General features: G+C 73.7%; 14 protein-coding genes. 5 read left to right on the top strand and 9 right to left on the bottom strand.

Annotated features, from left to right (window positions below; genetic code table 11):
- Positions 1 to 15 precede the first annotated feature (15 nt).
- A complete protein-coding gene (locus LRP67_RS11435; protein ID WP_231270298.1) occupies positions 16 to 768 on the bottom strand; it encodes a 1-acyl-sn-glycerol-3-phosphate acyltransferase in 753 nt (250 codons plus the stop codon).
- Positions 769 to 886: 118 nt separating this feature from the next.
- On the opposite strand from LRP67_RS11435, the gene LRP67_RS11430 reads away from it, so the two are divergent.
- Both LRP67_RS11430 and LRP67_RS11425 read left to right on the top strand, forming a co-directional pair.
- Positions 887 to 1,657, top strand: coding sequence for a carboxylesterase (locus tag LRP67_RS11430; protein WP_231270297.1), 771 nt, complete (start codon positions 887 to 889; stop codon positions 1,655 to 1,657).
- Positions 1,658 to 1,666: 9 nt separating this feature from the next.
- A complete protein-coding gene (locus tag LRP67_RS11425) occupies positions 1,667 to 2,074 on the top strand; it encodes a hypothetical protein (RefSeq protein WP_231270296.1) in 408 nt (135 codons plus the stop codon).
- On the opposite strand, the gene LRP67_RS11420 is transcribed toward LRP67_RS11425, so the two are convergent.
- The 5 genes from LRP67_RS11420 to LRP67_RS11400 are packed head-to-tail and all read right to left on the bottom strand — an operon-like array spanning position 2,071 to position 5,995.
- Positions 2,071 to 2,964 carry an ROK family protein gene (locus tag LRP67_RS11420; protein ID WP_231270295.1) on the bottom strand — a complete coding sequence of 298 codons (894 nt, stop codon included), beginning with the start codon at positions 2,962 to 2,964 and terminating at the stop codon, positions 2,071 to 2,073. The two genes, LRP67_RS11425 and LRP67_RS11420, sit on opposite strands and share 4 nt — an antisense overlap.
- A complete protein-coding gene (locus LRP67_RS11415) occupies positions 2,961 to 3,902 on the bottom strand; it encodes an ROK family glucokinase (protein WP_231270294.1) in 942 nt (313 codons plus the stop codon). The genes LRP67_RS11420 and LRP67_RS11415 overlap by 4 nt, the downstream gene beginning before the upstream one ends.
- On the bottom strand, positions 3,899 to 4,312 hold the full coding sequence (locus LRP67_RS11410; protein WP_231270293.1) for a hypothetical protein: 414 nt from the start codon (positions 4,310 to 4,312) through the stop codon (positions 3,899 to 3,901). Before LRP67_RS11410 ends, LRP67_RS11415 begins: the two co-directional genes overlap by 4 nt.
- Complete coding sequence (locus LRP67_RS11405; RefSeq protein WP_231270292.1) at positions 4,309 to 5,541, bottom strand: ArsA family ATPase; 1,233 nt, start codon at positions 5,539 to 5,541, stop codon at positions 4,309 to 4,311. The genes LRP67_RS11410 and LRP67_RS11405 overlap by 4 nt, the downstream gene beginning before the upstream one ends.
- A 7-nt stretch (positions 5,542 to 5,548) precedes the next feature.
- Positions 5,549 to 5,995 (bottom strand): SRPBCC family protein, encoded by a 447-nt coding sequence (locus tag LRP67_RS11400; RefSeq protein WP_231270291.1) that lies wholly within the window; start codon positions 5,993 to 5,995, stop codon positions 5,549 to 5,551.
- 130 nt (positions 5,996 to 6,125) lie between these two features.
- Between LRP67_RS11400 and LRP67_RS11395 the strand changes: the two genes are divergently transcribed.
- The 3 genes from LRP67_RS11395 (at position 6,126) to LRP67_RS11385 (ending at position 10,189) form a co-directional block, all read left to right on the top strand.
- Positions 6,126 to 7,919 carry a long-chain fatty acid--CoA ligase gene (locus LRP67_RS11395; RefSeq protein ID WP_231270290.1) on the top strand — a complete coding sequence of 598 codons (1,794 nt, stop codon included), beginning with the start codon at positions 6,126 to 6,128 and terminating at the stop codon, positions 7,917 to 7,919.
- Positions 7,920 to 8,003: 84 nt separating this feature from the next.
- Positions 8,004 to 9,536: a histidine kinase gene (locus LRP67_RS11390; RefSeq protein WP_231270289.1), complete on the top strand. Its 1,533-nt coding sequence runs from the start codon at positions 8,004 to 8,006 to the stop codon at positions 9,534 to 9,536.
- On the top strand, positions 9,533 to 10,189 hold the full coding sequence (locus tag LRP67_RS11385; protein ID WP_231270288.1) for a response regulator transcription factor: 657 nt from the start codon (positions 9,533 to 9,535) through the stop codon (positions 10,187 to 10,189). Before LRP67_RS11390 ends, LRP67_RS11385 begins: the two co-directional genes overlap by 4 nt.
- On the opposite strand, the gene LRP67_RS11380 is transcribed toward LRP67_RS11385, so the two are convergent.
- The 3 genes from LRP67_RS11380 to LRP67_RS11370 are packed head-to-tail and all read right to left on the bottom strand — an operon-like array spanning position 10,186 to position 13,656.
- Entirely contained in the window at positions 10,186 to 11,433 is a 1,248-nt protein-coding gene (locus LRP67_RS11380) for a M48 family metallopeptidase (RefSeq protein WP_231270287.1), read from the bottom strand. The two genes, LRP67_RS11385 and LRP67_RS11380, sit on opposite strands and share 4 nt — an antisense overlap.
- Complete coding sequence (locus tag LRP67_RS11375) at positions 11,430 to 12,644, bottom strand: hypothetical protein (RefSeq protein WP_231270286.1); 1,215 nt, start codon at positions 12,642 to 12,644, stop codon at positions 11,430 to 11,432. Before LRP67_RS11375 ends, LRP67_RS11380 begins: the two co-directional genes overlap by 4 nt.
- Before the next feature lie 37 nt (positions 12,645 to 12,681).
- Positions 12,682 to 13,656 (bottom strand): C40 family peptidase, encoded by a 975-nt coding sequence (locus tag LRP67_RS11370; RefSeq protein ID WP_231270285.1) that lies wholly within the window; start codon positions 13,654 to 13,656, stop codon positions 12,682 to 12,684.

Below are 13,656 nucleotides of genomic sequence, written 5' to 3'. Positions count from 1 at the left end.
AGAGCCGCAGCTGGGTCAGGACGCCTTCTTCTGCTCGTCGCCGTCCCGGGGCGCGATCGAGTCCGCCTTCGCCTTCGCCTCGGCCTCGAGCCGCTTGGACTCCTCCTTGGCGCGGCTGGCGTACATGTCGACGTACTCCTGGCCGGAGAGCCGCATGATCTCGTACATGATCTCGTCGGTGATCGAGCGCAGGATGTAGCGGTCGTTCTCCAGGCCCGCGTAGCGGGAGAAGTCGAGCGGCCGGCCGAAGCGCACGACCGGTCGCGTGAACGACCCGAACGTCTTGCCCGGGGGCGCCACCACGTTGGTGCCGACCACGGCGACGGGGATCACGGGGACCCCGGTCTCCAGGGCGAGCCGGGCGACCCCGGTCTTTCCACGGTAGAGCCGGCCGTCGTGGGAGCGGGTGCCCTCGGGATAGATCCCGAACAGGTCGCCCTCCTCGAGGATCCGCTTCGCCGACGACAGGGCGCCCTCGGCCGCGGAGGCGCTGGAGCGGTCGATGGGGACCTGCCCCGCACCGGAGAAGAACAGCTTCTGGAACCAGCCCTTGATGCCCGGGCTCGTGAAGTACTCCGCCTTGGCCACGAACGTCACCCGGCGCGGGAGCGTGAGCGGCATGAACAGCCAGTCGGCATAGGAGAGGTGGTTGCTCGCGAGGATCGCCGGGCCCACCTCGGGCACGTGCTCGGCGCCCTCCACCTGCGGGCGGAACACGACGCGCAGCATGGGGCCCAGCGCGACCCACTTGAGGAACCAGTAGAACAACGAAGCACCCTTCTTCATCGCCGACCCGGCGGCTGGCCTGGACCTGGGGGCAGCGTAGTCCCTGCCGGCGGCTGTGACCTACAGCCGCGACGCCCCGAGGTGGTGCACAATCGGCGCCATGACGACCGAGGCCCTCGCCGCACCACTGACGATCGCGGCGCAGCCGGAGCTGACCGGCGGGCGCCGCGTCGGCGTGCTGCTCAGCCACGGGTTCACCGGCCAGCCCGCGTCGATCAAGCCGTGGGGCGAGCACTTCGGGGCGCTCGGGTACGCCGTGTCGGTGCCCCGGCTGCCGGGCCACGGCACCACCTGGCAGGAGTGCAACACCACGACCTGGGACGACTGGTACGGCGAGCTGGCCCGCGCCTTCGACGCGCTCTGCCTGGACAACGACGCGGTCGTGGTCGGCGGGCTGTCGATGGGTGGCGCCCTCGCGCTGCGCCTGGCCGCCGACCACGCCGAGCGGGTCTCGGGGCTGGTGCTCGTCAACCCGGCCGTGGCCACGAGGCGCCTCGACGTCAAGCTCCTGCCGGTGCTCAAGCACGTCGTGCCGTCCTTCCCCGGGCTGGCCAACGACATCAAGAGGGCCGGGGCCGACGAGCACGGCTACGACCGCACGCCGCTCAAGGCCATCCACTCCCTCATGCGCGCCTGGCCGCCGCTGGTGGCCGACCTGCCCAAGGTCACCTGCCCGATCCTGTACCTGCGCTCCACCGTCGACCACGTCGTCGACGAGGCCTCGCAGCCACTGATCACCGGCAAGGTGTCCTCGCGCGACGTGACCGTCGTACCGCTCACCGACAGCTACCACGTGGCGACGCTCGACAACGACGCGCCGCGCATCTTCGACGAGTCCGCCGCGTTCGTGGCGAGGACGACCGCGGCGTAACCTCGAGTCGTGCAGCGCGACAACGACGACGATGCCTGGCGCGCGATCGTCGAGAACTACGGAGACCGGGCCGACCTGGACCCCGAGCCTGCGCCGGAGCCGGCCGCCGCACCCGAGGAGCCGGTGGCGGGCGAGGCCAGCTGGGACGACCCGTACCCGGACGCCGACTGGTCCTCGGACCGCTTCGTGCCCCCACCGCCACCGCCGGTCCCCGCGACCACTCCCGACCGGATGCTCGCCTGGGCCGGCCTCTTCGGGGCTCCGGCCATCCTGCTCGTGTGCCTGGTCGCCGGCATCGACCTGCCGCCGCTGCTGGCCTACCTGCTCGTGGCGGCGTTCGTCGGCGGCTTCCTCTACCTCGTGCTGCTCATGCCCCGCGGCCCCCGCGACCCCGACGACGACGGCGCGGTCGTCTAGCCGGTCCGCGCGATGCGCGCAGCCCCGACCATGCCGGCGGCCGAGCCGCAGGACCCGACGAGGACCTGCGGCAGGTCTCGGTGGCCGGCGCCGACCAGGGTGCGCTCCAGGGCGGCACGGGTCGGCCCGAGGAGCAGCTCACCCGCGTCCGACACCCCGCCCCCGACCACGACCACGGGCGGGTCGAACGAGCCGACGAGCCCGGCCAGCCCGACGCCGAACCAGTCACCGACGGAGGCCAGGGCCTGGATCGCCGCCGGGTCACCGCCCGTGGCGGCCGCCGTGATCGCCGCGCCGTCCTCGTAGGCGTCTCCGGCGAGGCGCGTCAGCGCGTTGCCGCTGGCGTACTCCTCCAGGCAGCCGCGCAGGCCGCACTCGCAGACACGGCCGTCGGGCACCACCCGGACGTGCCCGAACTCCCCCGCCATGCCGTTGGCGCCGCGCCACAGCTCACCGCGGTGCACGATCGCGCCGCCGATGCCGGTCCCGATGGTGACCAGCAGGAAGTCGGGGTGCGCCAGGCCGCGGCCGTGGGCCAGCTCCGCCACGGCCGCGCAGGAGACATCGTTGTCGAGCAGCACCGGCACGCCCCAGCGCGCCGACAGCCGGGCGGCGGTGTCGTCCTCCTGCCACGGCAGGTGGGTGGAGAAGCGCACCCGGCCCCGGGTCAGGTCCACCAGGCCGGCGACCGAGAGGCCCACGGCGGCGACGGTGCGCCGGTCGGCCACCTCGAGGACCGCCTCGGTGACCGCGTCGTCCAGGGCGCGGGGCTCCGCCTGCCGCCCGGGAGTGCGCCGCCGCGCGGTCCGGAGCACGCGACCGTGGTCCGAGACCTCGCCGGCCAGCACCTTGGTGCCCCCGACGTCGACGCCGATGTGGAGGGCGCTCACCGCCGTGCCAGGTCGGCCGCGCCGATGACACCGGCCTTGTTGCCCAGCGTCGCGAGGCGGATCTCGGCCACGGGGCGGTGGGTGGGCGCGATGAGCTGCGACTCGAAGGCGGCACGCAGCGGGTCGAGCAGGAGGTCCCCGGCCTCGCTGACGCCGCCGCCGATGACGACGGCGGCGGGGTCGAGGACGGTCGTCAGCGAGGCGATGCCGTGGCCGAGCCACCGCCCGAGCGAGGCCAGCAGGTCGACGGCGAACGGGTCGCCGTCCCGCGCGGCCTCGGTGATCAGCGCCCCGTGGATCCCGGACGGGTCGCCGCCGGCGCGGGCCAGCAGCGACTCCACCTGCTCCGCGCCGCCCGCGGCCGCCGTACGGGCCTCCCGCACGAGGGCCGTCCCGCTTCCGTACTGCTCCAGGCACCCGCGGTTGCCGCAGCCGCACAGGTGGCCGTCCGGCACCACCCGCAGGTGCCCGATCTCGGCGGCGACGCCGTAGGCGCCGCGGTAGAGCTCCCCTCTCAGCACCAGACCACCGCCGACCCCCGTGCCGACGGTGACCATCAGCAGGTCGTCCACGTCCTCGGCGGCACCGAACGCGAACTCGCCCCACGCCGCGGAGTTGGCGTCGTTCTCGATGACCACGGGCAGGCCGACCTGCTCCTCGAGCTCGCGCTTCAGGTCGAGGTCGCGCATGGCGAGGTTGGGGGCGAACAGCACCCGGGCACGGCCGGCGTCGACGTACCCGGCGAAGCCGATCCCGACGCTGTCGACCTCGTGTCGCGTGCGCAGGTCGGCGACCAGCCCCGCGATCGCGGCCTCGATGGCCTCGCGATCGGTCGCGGGCGACTCGACGCGCGCCTCCTCGAGGATGGCGCCCTTCGCGTCGACCACGGCGCCCGCGATCTTGGTGCCTCCGACGTCGATGCCGCACGACAGGCTCATGACTCTTTCTCCGACCCGAGATCATCGTCCAGGTCGATGCGCTCGACCTGGTGCCCGCGCCCGGTGGCGTCGGGGGGAACGGGGGTGGCCAGGAGCCCGGCGGCCGCCTGGAGCAGGGCCGACGCGGCGACCTTGAGCTGGGCCCGCACCTCCGGGTTGGTCTGGCGCACGGCGTGCATCGTGCGGCACACCGGGCAGTAGGTGCACTCGGGGCCCCCGGTCGCGACGTGCTCGTCGACGTCCTCCAGCAGCGAGGCGGCCTGCCCGGCCAGCCCGCCGAGGCCCTGGCCCAGGTCGGCGCCGTGGTCCCTGGCCCACTCGGAGAGGGCGCCGAGCAGCTTGGCCGCCTCGTCGCCGACGCTGCCGACGGGCTCGTCGGCGGCGCCGGGCCGGTCCTGGGGATCGCTCACGTCGCCTTCTCCCGTACGTCGTCCTGGGCCGGGTCCGTGAACCGGACCCGCAGCTCACCCTGGTCCACCCGGGCTCCCGCGACGCGCAGGCGCGCGAGGCCGGCCGGGAGGGTGAGAAGGCGACGATACGACCCCACGGCCTGTCCCGAGGAGCCGAGGGAGGCGTCGTCGCGCAGGGTCACGACCAGCTCGTCGCCGTGGCGGGCGAGACCGACCTCTGCCCGGGTGACGAACGGCAGCGACAGGTGCAGCTCGGCGCCGTCGGCGGTGCGGTCGACGCGGTAGGGCCCGGTCCCGGCCGGCACGGCGAGCGGGTCCGAGTCGCCGTACACCTGTGCGGCGAGCGTCCGCAGCGCGTCGACGCCGACCGGCTCGGTGGCGCGGTACACCGAGCGCCATACCGGCAGGTCGGCGAAGGACTGCGCCACCTCCGCGAGCACGGCGTCCTGGGCGAGCACCCAGCCGGCGCGCCAGTCGTCGGCGCCCTCGGCGGGGAAGACCCGGTTGGCGACGACCCCGTCGACGCGGTAGCCGAACAGCGAGAGGCTCGTGTAGGAGCGGCGCGCCTCGGCGAGCACGACGCTCTCCGGCGTCAGCACCAGCCGCACGCTCGCCTCTGGGCCCGACAGCAGCCCGTGCACCTCGTCGAGCTCGGCGTGCAGGCGCTCGACCGCGTCGAAGATCCCGTCGCCGGGCATCGGCACGCCCGCGGCCCGCGACAGGACCGGCTTGAGGGCCTTGACGACGCGGCGCTGGGTCGGCAGCACCCGGTCCATGTACCAGCCGAGGGCCTCCGGCAGGGCGAGGAGGCGCAGCGTCTCGGCGGTCGGGGCGCAGTCGACGACGATGACGTCCCACTCCCCCGACAGCGCGTGCAGGCGCAGCTCCAGCAGGGCCAGGACCTCCTCGGCCCCGGGGATCACCGTCAGCTCCTCCGCCGCGACCGGATCCACGCCGACGCCCTCCAGCACGCTCAGCAGATAGCGCTGGATCTCCGCCCACGACTGCTCGAACCTCAGCTGGGCGTCGACCTGCTGCACGAACAGTCGCTCGGCCACCTCGGTCGGCTCCGCCCCCACCGGCGCGCCGAACGCGTCGGCCAGGGAGTGTGCCGCATCGGTCGACAGCACCAGCGTGCGGTGGCCGGCGTCGGCCGCGAGGGCGGCCGTCCCGGCGGCCACGGTCGACTTGCCGACACCGCCCTTGCCGGTGAACAGGAGTAGGCGCACGGCGGTCTCAGAGAGACTCGACGCGCTTCTTCAGCCCCTTCAGCGCGGTGTCGATGAGGATCTTCTCGCCCTTGCGCTTCAGCATGCCGATCAGGGGGATGCTGACGTCGAGGGCGAGGCGGTAGGTGACCTCCGTGGACCCGTTGCCCAGGTCGCGCAGCACGTAGGCGCCGTCCAGGGCCCGGAGCATCTTGCCCTCGACCAGGGTCCAGGTGACCTCGGCGTCGCCGTCCCACTGGTAGGCCAGCGTGTACTCGTCCTTGATCGGTGAGACGTCGAGCGCGAAGAAGACCTGCTCGGCGCGCCCGTCCTGCTCCGGGCCGTAGGTGGCCACGACGTCGGCCACGGTGACGCCCTTGGCCCACTGGGGGTAGGCCTCGAAGTCGGCGATCACGCCCATCACGTCGCCGGGCGCGGCGTCGACGACGATCGAGGAGGTGGTCTGTTCGGCCATCGTGAACCCCTAGCTGGCGCCCCGGGAGGCGGGTGGATCGGAACCGCGATGCTACCGGATGGTCGGCCTCTCGACCCTCGGCGGTAACCTGCCCGCAACGGCCCGATGGGCGAGCCTGAGGAGGAGAGACGTGCGCGAGTTCTCGACGCCCATGACGATCGAGATCCCGACGACGGGAAACCTCACCGACGACGTGGTGGCGAATGCAAGTGAGGCCCCCGACGCGGTGGTGTTCAGCCGTGCGGTCGACTCGGGCTGGACCGATGTCACCGCGGCGGAGTTCCTGGCCGAGGTGTCCGCAGTCGCGAAGGGCCTGATCGCGTCCGGCATCGAGCCCGGCGACCGGGTCGCCCTGATCTCCAAGACCCGTTATGAGTGGACGCTGCTGGACTACGCGATCTGGTTCGCCGGCGCGGTCACGGTGCCGATCTACGAGACCTCGGCGGCCGACCAGATCTCCTGGATCCTGCAGGACTCCGGCGCCAAGGCCGTGGTCGCGGAGACCCCCGCCCACCTGGCCCGCATCGCGGAGGTCCGCGCCGGGCTGGACGACCTCAACCACGTCTGGTCGATCGGCGACAACGCGGTGACGGTGCTCGGACGGATCGGGCACGACGTCGTCGACGAGGAGCTGGAGAAGCGCCGCACGTCGAGCACCCCGCTCGACCTGGCGACCCTGATCTACACCTCCGGCACGACCGGGCGCCCCAAGGGCTGCATGCTCACCCACGGGAACTTCATGTTCGAGCTCGGGGTGGCCACCGACGAGCTCCACGACCTCTTCCACGAGGGGTCCTCCACCCTGCTGTTCCTGCCGCTGGCCCACGTCTTCGCGCGGATCATCCAGATCGGGTCGGTCAAGCGGCGCACCCGCCTGGGGCACAGCGCGGACATCAAGAATCTGGTCGAGGACCTGCAGCAGTTCCGACCGACGTTCATCCTCGCCGTGCCCCGCGTCTTCGAGAAGGTCTTCAACACCGCCTCCCAGAAGGCCACCGCCGACGGCAGGGGCGCGATCTTCGCCCGCGCCGCCGAGGCCGCGATCGCCTACTCGCGCGGCCTGGACTCCGCCAAGGGCCGCGCCTCCCTCGCCGTGCGCGCCCAGCACGCACTCTTCGACCGCCTCGTCTACGGCAAGCTCCGCGACGCCCTGGGCGGCAGCTGCGAGTACGCCGTCTCCGGGGGCGCTCCCCTCGGCGACCGGCTGGGCCACTTCTACCGCGGCATCGGCCTGACGGTCCTGGAGGGCTACGGCCTCACCGAGACCACCGCCGCGCTCACCGTCAACCTCCCCGAGGCCACCAAGATCGGCACCGTCGGCCGTCCGCTGCCCGGTACGGCGGTCCGCGTCGCCGACGACGGCGAGCTGCTGTTCCGCGGCGGTCAGGTCTTCGCGGGCTACTGGGCCAACGAGCAGGCCAGCGCGGAGGCGATCGAGCGTGACGGCTGGTTCCACACCGGCGACGTCGGCGAGGTCGACGACGAGGGCTTCGTGCGCATCACCGGGCGCAAGAAGGAGATCCTCGTGACGGCCGGAGGCAAGAACGTCGCCCCCGGCCCGCTCGAGGACCGGATCCGCGGGCACCTGCTGGTCAGCCAGTGCATGGTGGTGGGCGACCGGCAGCCGTTCATCGCCGCGCTCGTCACGATCGACCCGGAGTCGTTCCCGGCTTGGGCGGAGGCCCACGGGAAGACCGGCTCGATCGCCGACCACGTGGACGACCCCGACCTGCGCGCCGAGATCGAGGCGGCGGTCGAGGACGCCAACAAGACGGTGTCCAAGGCCGAGTCGATCCGCAAGTTCACGATCCTGCCCGGCGACTGGACCGAGGAGGGCGGCGAGCTCACTCCCAGCCTGAAGCTCAAGCGCAACGTGGTGCTGCGGCAGTGCAAGGACGCGATCGCGGCCCTGTATCTTCCCTAGCACGAGAGTCTCGGTGCCGGGGGCAGACAGAGGATCGGCGGGCGCGACCGCGCGCCCGTTCCGACCGGCGGGGGGTGGCGGGGCATGACCGACGCTCGACGCCACGCGCGCCTGGTCCGCCTGACCACCGCGGGGCGCGCGTTCGTCCTCCTCGCCATGGGGGTGCACGTCCTGTGGCGCCGCGACGTGCCGGCGGCCTGGGCGCTCCTCGCTGTCGCGATCACCTGGACGGTGGCGCAGCTCGTCGCCTGGCGGGCGCCGCACGTGCGGGTGGCGTGGCTCGAGGCCGCGGTCGTGGGACTGGTCTGCGGCCTCTCGCTGGGGTGGACGACCGGGGTGCTGGCCGCCCTCACCCTGGCGCCGTTCGTGGGCGGGCTGCTCCGCGGCTTCGCGGGCATGGCGGTCGCGAGCGCCGCGCAGCTGGCGGGGCTCCTCGGCGGCGCCCTGGCCGTCCACGGCCCGCTCTCCGTCGAGACCGGCCTCGCCGTGTTCACCTGGACGGTCACCGGGCTCGGGGCCGGCGGCGTGGCGGCGTACGTCCGGGCCGCGGTGCCCGACGGCGCGCCTGACGCCGACGCGCCGTACCGCGACGCGCAGGGGCTGCTCCGCCAGCTCATCGACCTGTCCGGCGGGCTCAGCTCCGGTCTCGACGTCGGCTCCCTCGGGGGTGCGCTGCTCAGCCAGGTGCACGACCACGCGCCGGCGCAGACCCTCGCCCTCTACGTACGCCGCGGCGAGACCGTGGTGCCACTGCTCGAGGACCCGCCGGTGGGCCCGGAGGCCGAGCGCCTGGCCGCGGCGGCCTGGGCCACCCGCCGCATCCAGGTCGAGGGCCGCGCCTTCGCCTTCCCCCTCGGCGAGGGCTCGATCGTCGCCGGCACGCTCTCCGAGCGGGTCGAGCTCGACCTCCAGCCGCGCCTGGAGGAGGTCCGGACCGCGCTGGGCTCGGCGGCCGTGCAGCTCGACACCGCCCTGCTGTTCTCGGCGTTCCGCGACGCCGCCACCGCCGACGAGCGCCGGCGGCTCTCGCGCGAGATGCACGACGGAATCGCCCAGGACATCGCCTCCCTGGGCTACCTGGTCGACGCCCTCGCAGCCCGGCCCGCGGACCCCCGGCAGGCCGGTCAGCTCGCGGCGCTGCGCGAGCGGATCAGCACGATCGTCTCCGAGGTGCGCCAGTCCGTGCTCACGCTGCGCACCAGCGTCGGCGAGAGCGAGAGCCTGGGCGCCGCGGTGGGCACGCTCGCCCGTCACCTCAGCGAGGTCTCGGGGGTCCCGATCGCCGTCACCCTCGACGAGCACAGCACCCGGCTGCGGGCCGAGGTGGAGGCCGAGCTCTTTCGGATCACCCAGGAGGCGATGACCAACGCCGTCCGGCACGCCCGCGCGGGCTCGGTCGAGGTCGTCTGCCAGGTCTACCCGCCCGAGGCGCTCATCACCGTGACCGACGACGGCCGCGGGCTGCAGCAGCGCCGGCCCGACTCCCACGGCCTCGCGATCATGCGTGAGCGGGCGGATCTGATCGGCGCCGACCTGGCGATCGGCGACGGCGTCGACGGCGGGCTGCGCATCGCGGTCCGGCTGGGGCGGAGCGCGCAGGACCGGGTGGCGACATGAGCGAGAGCGGGCTCCGGGTCCTGCTGGTCGACGACCACGAGCTGATCCGCAACGGCCTGGCCGGCGTCCTCGACCTCGAGGACGACATGACGATCGTGGGCGTCGCGGCCACGGTCGCCGAGGCCCTCACTGCTCACGACGACTTGGCCCCCGACGTGGTCGTGGCCGACCTGCAGCTGCAGGACGGCACCGGCCTCGACATCGTCCGGGCCGTGCGGCGGCGCAACGACGCCGCGGGCCTGGTGATCTTGACCATGCACTCCGGCGACGACCAGATCTTCGCGGCCATGGAGGCCGGCGCCTCGGGCTTCGTCGGCAAGGACGCCCCCGCCTCGGAGGTGGTGCGGACGGTCCGGCACGCCGCGGTGTCGCCGCGCTCGTTCGTGTGCACCGGCCTGGTCGGCGCGATGATGCGGCGCCAGTCACCGGGGGCGACCCGGCTCAGCGGCCGCGAGCACGAGGTCCTGCTCCTCCTCGCCGACGGGCTGGGCGCCGCCGCGATCGGGGAACGGCTGTACCTCAGCGAGTCGACCGCGAAGGCGCACATCGCGCGCATCTACCAGAAGCTCGGTGCCGCCAACCGGGCCCAGGCCTTGGTCACCGCCATGCGGATCGGGCTGCTCTCCAGCATCACGCGACCCCACGACCGCTAGTCGTTCGCGAGCCGCTGCGCGAGTGCGATGCGGGTCAGACCGGTGGGGTGGCTGCCGAACCAGAGCTGGCTCCAGGCCGGGGGCGTCGGGTCCGAGAGGGAGCGCAGCGCCAGCTGGGTCTGCATCGCGATGAACGCCGACGGGTCGTCGGTCGCGCGCAGGGCGTCGACGTCCGCCCGGGTCTCGATCTGGCGGCTGATCGTGTTGCTCACCGGCGAGGTCACCAGCGACGCGAGGGCGAGCAGCGCGAGGACCAGCGGGACCACCGCGGGGTCCGACAGGCCCGGTCCCCCGCGCCGACGCACGCGGCCGAGCACGAGGGCCAGCAGCCCAACCCCCACGAGGGCGCCCGAGGCACCCAGCAGCGAGCCCGTCACCACGTCGCCGTGCCGGGCGTGCGCGAGCTCGTGGGCGACCACCGAGAGCGCCTGGTCCTGCGGCAGGCCGTCCACCAGGGTGTCGTAGACGACGACGCGGCGGGTGCCGCCGAAGCCCGACACGTACGCGTTCAGCGTCGTCGTACGGCGCGAGGCGTCGGCGACGAGCACGTCGTCGACGGCCACTCCCTCCTCGTCGGCCAGCCGCATGATCGCGCCCCGCAGGGGGCCGTCGGGCAGCGGCTCGAACTCGTTGAACAGCGGCTCCACCACCACCGGGTAGACGAAGGATCCGGCCAGGACGAGCGCTCCCAGACCGGCGCCCGCGATCGCCGGCCAGGCGCGCCGCCACCGGCGGGCGCAGGCGAGCACCGCCAGCAGCCCCAGCGAGGTCACGGCGATGTCGAGCAGCTCGCCCTTGACCAGGTCGGAGAAGAAGGCGGCAGCGTCCTGGGTCGACAGACCCTCGTCGACGCGCGCGCGCCACAGCAGCACCGCGAAGGGCAGCGTGATCAGGCGGCGCAGGAGGTCCACCACGGCCACCGCGAGGGGCACCTGCACCCACCACGGGCCGGGCAGCCGGCCGAAGAGCGCGCGCCCGCGCCGGGTGAGGCCCAGCCAGCAGGCCACCGCGAGCGACACGGCCAGCGAGCTCCAGCTCAAGGTCCGGGCGTGGCGTGAGAACGCCTCCGCCCGCTCCACCTGCTCGGGGGTGAACACCGAGAGCGGGTCGGCCGGTTCGAGCCGACCACCGGGGACCGGGTCCCAGGGCACCAGCCACGCCGCGAGCGCAACGAAGGCGACGAGCCCGACCAGGGTCGTCACGAGCGCGACCCTGCGCTCCGCCTCTGGGTCTTCGGCAGTCACGCCGCCAAGTCTGTCAGGCGGGCCTGCCACGCCCGGACCAGCTCCTGCTCGGTCCACCCGAAGCCGTCGGCCAGTGCGTCGGCGAGCGTGCTGCCGGTGCGCACGGCGTCGTACAGGCCCACGAGCGCCGCCTCGCCACGCCGTTGTGCGAGCACCCGGCACGCGAGCCAGGCCGACTCGTAGGCCGCCCCGGCATGGCCGGTCGAGGCGTCGAACTCCGCGGCGCCGGGCAGGGCCGCGGGCGGCCCGTCCTCGCGCACCTGGGCGATGACCTGGGCGGCCGTGCGCGAGAGCGGAAGCCGGACGTCGCGCAGCGACACGTAGTCGGCGAAGCCCTCGACCAGCCACTGCGGCATGGCCTGGCTGCCGGTCGCGTCCGTGGCTACGTGGGCGGCCTCGTGGCTGACGACGACCTGGGCGCCCAGCGGCCGGAGGCGCTCGAACTCGGCCTGGTTGAGGAACACGTGCACCGGCGCGCCCGGCGCCTGGGTGGCATCGGGCGACGACGTGACCGCGGCGACGCCGGCGTAGTCCCCCGGCTCGGCATCCAGGGCTCGGTCGAGGGCGTCAGGGGTCGCGGGGACCTCGAGCACCAGCGGCCCGCGCCACGCGGGGAGCACCCGGGCCACCACCGGGAGCGCGGCCCGACCGCGGTCGAGGTAGCCGGCGGCCGCGGTGCCCACCGCGGCCCCCCTCCCGGCGGCCACCACCAGCACGTCGGAGGTACGGCGCACGGTCACCGGACCGGCTAGCCACACCGGCGAGACGCCCTCGACGCCGCCGACCCCGACGATGCCGGCGTCCGGCCCCGCGAAGCGCACCTCGACCTCGGCCCGCGCTGACGTCTCGTCGTAGCCGGCGAAGCGCCAGGTCGCGTCGACCGCGGCCGACCAGGTGTCACCGTCAGCCGCCCCCGACTCGTCGAGGTAGCGCAGGGAGAAGTCCCGGACCCGCAGGGCGTCGGCGTTGCCGACGAGCGTGCGCAGCAGGTCCGCCGCCCGCTGGTCGCCCTCGGGGGCCGCGTCGGCCGCGATCTCCGGGTCGGAGGACTCGACGGCTCGGGCGAAGAGCTGCAGCGACCGGGCCGCGGCGGCCGGCCGGACCACCTCGGCACCCGGGTCGGGGCGAGGAGCGACGTACGGCTCCTCCCGCAGCAGGACCCAGGTCGCCAACCCGACCACGACCAGCAGGGACAGCGAAAGGCCGGCCACCCACAGACGTGGGCGACCGGCCTCGGTGCTCGGTCGGTCAGCCAGGGCGGACCGCGCCGACGACCGGCATCTCGTTCATGTCGGAGACCTTGACGCCGGCGCCCGGGTTGGCTGCGTGCACGATCAGGCCGTTGCCGATGTACATCCCGACGTGGCTGATCGGGCTGTAGTAGAAGACCAGGTCGCCGGGCTGCAGTGCGCTCAGCGAGACCCGGGGGCCGGAGGAGTACTGGGCGCTCGAGGAGTGCGGCAGCGCGACCCCGGCCTGCGCCCACGCCATCATCGTCAGGCCGGAGCAGTCGAACGCGCTGGGGCCGGCGGCGCCGTAGACGTAGGAGTCGCCGACCTGAGCCATCGCGTACGCGACGGCGGCGGAGGCGCGGCCGGTCGCCGGCACGTCGGAGGGGACGGTCTTGGACCCGCGCGAGAGCATCTCCGCGCGCTCCTCCTCCTTGAGCCGGCCGAGGAGGCCCTCGGCCTCCTCGTGCTTCTTGTCGACCGTGGCCTTCTCGTCGGCCAGGCGGTCCTTGAGCGCGGTGACCTGGGCGAGACGGCGCGAGGTCGCGGTCTCGCGGATGTCGAGCGCCTCGACCTCGTCGGTGTAGTCGGCCAGGAGCGCGTCCTGCCGGTCCTGGTAGGACGACATCGTCGTCAGCTGGGACAAGAAGGCGCCGGGGTCATCGGAGACGAAGATCTCGCCGACCGCGGAGATGCCCTGGCCCTGGTACTGGCTGACCATGGCGTCGGCGACCTGCTCGCGGACGGTGTCGAGCGCGGCGTCCTGGCGTCGCTGGTCGGCGCGCAGCGAGGCGACGTCGCCCTGCAGCGCCTCCAGCTCGATCTTGGCGTCGTTGTAGCGCTCCGAGGCCTGCTCGGCCTCGTGGTAGAGCCGGTCGACGCGCGCCTGCACGGTGTCGATGTCGGGCTCGGCGTATGCCGTGGTGGACGGGACGAGCCCGATGGTGGTGGCCAGAGCCAGGCCGGTGAAGGCCGTGATGAGTCGCTTCCGCAC

The sequence above is a fragment of the Nocardioides sp. cx-169 genome (genome assembly GCF_021083605.1).
Lineage (GTDB): Bacteria > Actinomycetota > Actinomycetes > Propionibacteriales > Nocardioidaceae > Nocardioides.
This window is presented reverse-complemented; position numbering and strand designations above follow the sequence as displayed.

What these genes read in the sequence shown, in the direction of transcription:
- LRP67_RS11430 (WP_231270297.1), top strand. Translation starts at nt 887, where the DNA reads ATGACGACCGAGGCCCTCGCCGCACCACTGACGATCGCGGCGCAGCCG.
- LRP67_RS11415 (WP_231270294.1), bottom strand. Translation starts at nt 3,902, where the DNA reads ATGAGCCTGTCGTGCGGCATCGACGTCGGAGGCACCAAGATCGCGGGC.
- LRP67_RS11400 (WP_231270291.1), bottom strand. Translation starts at nt 5,995, where the DNA reads ATGGCCGAACAGACCACCTCCTCGATCGTCGTCGACGCCGCGCCCGGC.
- LRP67_RS11390 (WP_231270289.1), top strand. Translation starts at nt 8,004, where the DNA reads ATGACCGACGCTCGACGCCACGCGCGCCTGGTCCGCCTGACCACCGCG.
- LRP67_RS11385 (WP_231270288.1), top strand. Translation starts at nt 9,533, where the DNA reads ATGAGCGAGAGCGGGCTCCGGGTCCTGCTGGTCGACGACCACGAGCTG.